At 68.5% G+C, this 2,798-nt stretch carries 2 protein-coding genes, 1 tRNA gene and 1 other RNA gene; 1 reads left to right on the plus strand and 3 read right to left on the minus strand.

Going from position 1 to position 2,798, the window contains the following annotated elements; translation table 11 throughout:
- Together ACY45C_RS19660 and ffs are read right to left on the minus strand one after the other, a co-directional pair.
- On the minus strand, positions 1–1,125 hold a 1,125-nt coding region (locus ACY45C_RS19660; protein WP_462189036.1), incomplete at its 3' end, for a DNA polymerase III subunit gamma and tau.
- A 38-nt stretch (positions 1,126–1,163) separates the two neighbouring features.
- An RNA gene (gene ffs, locus ACY45C_RS19665) (signal recognition particle sRNA small type) lies at positions 1,164–1,260 on the minus strand.
- Between the two features lie 106 nt (positions 1,261–1,366).
- Here ffs and ACY45C_RS19670 point away from each other — a divergent pair.
- A tRNA-Ser gene (locus ACY45C_RS19670) sits at positions 1,367–1,451 on the plus strand.
- Positions 1,452–1,959: 508 nt separating this feature from the next.
- Here ACY45C_RS19670 and ACY45C_RS19675 read toward each other — a convergent pair.
- Positions 1,960–2,798: TetR/AcrR family transcriptional regulator (locus tag ACY45C_RS19675; protein ID WP_462189037.1), on the minus strand; the 839-nt coding region annotated here is incomplete at its 5' end.

Below are 2,798 nucleotides of genomic sequence, written 5' to 3' on the forward strand. Positions count from 1 at the left end.
GGTGAGCAGCGCGGCCGGGTCGGTCGACGCCGTGGGCAGCAACGCACGGGCCAGGATCAGTTCCAGCATCAGCCGTGGGCTCGCCGTCCCCCGCATCTCGACCAGGCCGTTGTGCAGGACGTCCGCCGTCCGGGACAGCTCGGCGGGGCCCATCCGGGTGGTCTGCGCCCGCATCCGGTCGATCTGGTCGGGGGAGAAGGATTCCAGCAGGCCGCGGGCGTCCGCGTCCGGAACGGCCGCCATCACGATCAGGTCGCGGAACCGGTCGAGGAGATCGGTCGCGAACCGGCGCGGGTCGTGACCGGCGGAGACGACCTTGTCGACCACGGTGAACAGGGCCGCGCCGTCGCGGTCGGCCAGCGCGTCGACGGTCTCGTCCAGCAGGACGCCGTCGGTCATGCCGAGCAGCGCCACCGCCCGGTCGTAGCGCAGGCCGTCGTCGTCCGCGCCGGCCAGCAGTTGGTCGAGAACGGACAGCGAGTCGCGGACCGATCCGGCGCCCGCCCGCACGATCAGCGGCAACACGGCCGGATCGACGGCGACCCCCTCCCGGGCGCAGACCGACGCCAGATGTTCGCGCAGCACGCTCGGCGGAACCAGCCGGAAGGCATAGTGGTGCGTCCGGGACCGGATGGTCGGGATGACCTTGTCCGGTTCGGTGGTGGCGAAGACGAACTTGAGGTACGGCGGGGGCTCCTCGACGACCTTCAGCAGCGCGTTGAACGCCGCCGCGGTCACCATGTGCGCCTCGTCCACCACGAAGACCTTGAACCGGGCCGACGCGGGGGCGAAGAACGCCCGCTCGCGCAGATCGCGGGCGTCGTCGACGAGACCGTGCGACGCGGCGTCGATCTCCGTGACGTCCATTGAGGCGCCCGTCCGGATGCCCACGCACTCGTCGCACACCCCGCAGGGTTCAGGGGTCGGGCCCTGGATGCAGTTCAGCGAGGCGGCGAGGATCCGGGCGGAGGAGGTCTTGCCGCAACCCCGGGGGCCGCTGAAGAGATAGGCGTGGTGCAGGCGGCCGCTGCGCAGGGCCTTGCGCAGCGCGTCGGTCACGTGCTCCTGGCCGACGACCTGGGCGAACGTCGCGGGACGGTACCGGTTGTACAACGCTGTGCTCACTGGCCTGCTCCGCGTGCTCGACGAGACGATCGGCGAAACGAGAGGACCCCCCGCACACCCGCCAGAGCCCGCTTACCCTTGCTGCCTTCCGGCCCTGGGGGGGTTCACGAGGGTAACGCCGCACGAGGGGTCTGCTGTGCAGTCTAGCCCGTGCTGGACGATCATGAATCCCGAGGTCTGCCGGGCGGCGCGGCGGCAGGCCCGGTGCCTGGCCCCGCAACGATCAGATAGTCTCATCCACGGAGGATTCGCCTAGTGGCCTAGGGCGCACGCTTGGAAAGCGTGTTGGGGGCAACCCCTCGCGAGTTCGAATCTCGCATCCTCCGCAATGATCTTGCTAGCCTTGATCTTCGGGCCAGCCTTCTGGCCAGGCACAATGCCATCCTTCTCCACCATCTCGCCACCCACGGTAGCCATGGACCCACCTGAGTCCCCGCGCCGCGCGAGGGATCGTCGTGGACACCGTCTCGGCCGTACGCTGGCCCGCGGAGCGCGGCGGGTGGGCGTACAGGGCACCCGTGATCGACGGTGAGGAGTACCCGAGCCGCTTCGACACGAGAGCGATGTCGATGATCTCGTCGAGCTGGCTTGAGGCCGACGAGTGACGAAGGCCGGGCGGCGAGAAATTGCCAAGACCTGTGGATCATGATCGGCGGGTGGCCCGGCGAGAGTCTCGGTGATCTTGTTGGCCGCAACATGAAGAGGCCGCGGCGTCGATGATGGATCACGGCGAGCATGATCGTGGCAGGTCTCCTCAGCTAACCAGAGCACGATCGAACTACGTCAGTCCGGTCAGGATGCCATGACCCGTTCACCGGGCGTCGGCCCGTCCCCCTACTTGTAGCCGCGGACGAAGAGTCTCACGGCGGACCGTAGCGCAGCGTCGAGTTCCGGGCTGTCGAGCGCAGGTGGATTGTGGACGGCGAACATGCCGAGCTCGGTCATCTCCCAGACGGTTCCGTTGACAAGGGCAATGAACTGGCCTGCCGCGCGGGCAGGGTCATCGATGCGCAGCGCGCCGTCGTGAGCGATCCTGGCCAGCTGGCCGATTAGCTCTGACCAGACGGGAGTCGCGACGCGTCGGCGCCAGAGCTGCAGCAGCTGGGGTTGGCGGGGCCCTTCGGCCTGCAGGAGCAGGCGCAGAGAGGCTGTGCGCGGATCGAGGAAGGTCGCCATGATGCGCCTTGCAAGATCGTTAAGGTAGGCCTCGGGGTCCGGTAGGGGGCTTGGGAAGAAGGCCGTCGCCCGACGTAGCGCGTCGAGGGTCGCCGTGAGGTGCGTATCGATGACGGCGAGGAACGGCGTCTCCTTATCTCCGAAGTGGTTGTAGACGGTCTGCCGTGACACCGGGGTCGCCGTGGCGATGTCCTCAAGCGTCGTGGCCGCATAGCCCTGGCGGACGAACAGATCTAGCGCCGCCGACATGATCGCCTCTCGCTTGGCGGGCTGGCCGCGTGCGGGCGCTCGGGGAGGCCAGGTGGCGTCGGCGGACACCCCCGTAGATCCACCGGACGGACGAGCCGTCGCCGTCACCGTCGCAACCAGCTCCGGCGAGCAGCACCGGGTGCCCGCCGACCACATCATCTCCTCGATGCCGATGCCGATGCCGATGCCGATGCCGATGCCGATGCCGATGCCGATGCCGATGCCGGATCTGGATCTGGATCTGGATC

Source organism: Frankia sp. CcWB2, from assembly GCF_977927585.1.